This window comes from Thioclava sp. F28-4, from assembly GCF_002020045.1.
Taxonomy (GTDB): Bacteria; Pseudomonadota; Alphaproteobacteria; order Rhodobacterales; family Rhodobacteraceae; genus Thioclava; species Thioclava sediminum.
Genome location: NZ_MPZQ01000044.1, coordinates 1 through 1,626 on the forward strand (window position 1 = coordinate 1; position 1,626 = coordinate 1,626).

The following is a 1,626-nucleotide window of genomic DNA, read 5'->3' on the forward strand; positions in this document are numbered from 1 at the left end:
GGCCGAGGCTGTGTGGAAACTGAAGTCCATGGTATATTTCCGCAAGGCAGCGGGAGGCACGGATGGCGGGTTTCATTGATGGCATCGACCGGGAGCAAGCCACGCTTTTCCCCGAGCGTCTCGAAGATTGGATTGGGGAGGATCATCTGGTCCGTGTCGTCGACCTCTTCGTCGATGAGCTCGATCTTCTCGCGCTCGGGTTCGGACGCTGTGTGCCTGCTCGAACCGGTCGCCCGGGCTACCATCCATCCGTCCTCCTGAAGCTCTTCATCTATGGCTACCTGAACCGGATCCCGTCCAGCCGCCGCCTGGAACGCGAAGCCGGTCGCAATGTCGAGCTGATGTGGCTAACCGGTCGCCTGGTGCCCGACCACAAGACCATCTCCGACTTCCGGCGGGACAATGGCCCGGCCATCCGCAGGACCTGCGCACAGTTTGTGGAACTATGCCGCCGGATTGGCGTGCTGAAGGGGGATTGCGTTGCCATCGACGGCGAGCCAAGTTCAAGGCAGTGAATAACCGCGACCACAACTTCACGAAGAACAAGATCGCCAGCCGTCTGGCACATCTCGAGCGCGATGTTGAGCGCTACATCGATGAGATGGTGCGCATAGACCGTCAGGAGGAGGGTAAGGCCCGGGCCGAAAAGGTTGCCCATCTCGCCCGTCGCTATGGCCGCATCCGGCAGGAGATCGCGCGGCTGAAGTCAATGGAGAAGGCTTTGGCCGATGCGCCCGACGGGCAGATATCGCTGACCGATCCCGATGCCCGCGCCATGTCGACCAGCGCCCGGCACAGCGGCATGGTCGGCTACAATGTGCAGACAGCGGTCGATACCGAGACGCATCTGGTCGTGGTGCACGACGTTACCAATCAAGGTTTCGATCGAGACCAGCTCAGCCCAATGGCGACCGCCGCCAAGGAAGCCCTGCGGCGCGACGACCTGCACGCCGTCGCCGACAAGGGATATTTCAGTGGGGCTCAAATCCTGGCTTGCCATCAAGCGGGGATCACCACGACCGTGTCGCGCCCGGAAACCTCGGGCAACCGGGCCAAAGGTATGTATGTGAAGGCCGATTTTGCCTATGACCCGGCACGCGATGTCTATACCTGCCCCGCGGGTGAAGAGTTGACCTACCGCTACACGCGCGAGGAAGACGGGCTGCAGGTCGGTCGCTACTGGACCAATGCCTGTCAGCATTGTCCGGTCCGGCACCGCTGCACCAGTGGTAAGGAACGCCGGATCACGCGATGGGAGCATGAGCATCTGGTCGATGCGATGCGCGAAAGGCTGAGCGGGGACGCGGACCCGATGACCCTGCGCCGCTGCACGGTCGAACACCCGTTCGGCACGATCAAGGCTTGGATGGGGCACACCCATTTCCTGACGCGGAGGCTGAAGAATGTCAGCACCGAAATGGCGCTCAATGTTTTGGCCTATAATATCAAGCGAGTGATCGCGCTGATTGGCCTCCGGCGCCTGATGCAGGCCATTCCGGCCTGATCGGGCAGCCGCCCCGGGCTCAGTCGTCATGCTCTGCCCAGCAAGGGCTCACCAGGCCGCGATGCGCGCGAAGGAATGGTCGAAGGCCGCGAAAAACGAGCCGTGCGGAAAACTTGCATCAG

At 62.0% G+C, this 1,626-nt stretch carries 1 pseudogene; it reads left to right on the forward strand.

Going from position 1 to position 1,626, the window contains the following annotated elements:
- Positions 1-62 precede the first annotated feature (62 nt).
- Positions 63-1,504 (forward strand): annotated as a pseudogene (locus BMI87_RS21785) (IS1182-like element ISPse1 family transposase).
- Positions 1,505-1,626: the final 122 nt, after the last annotated feature.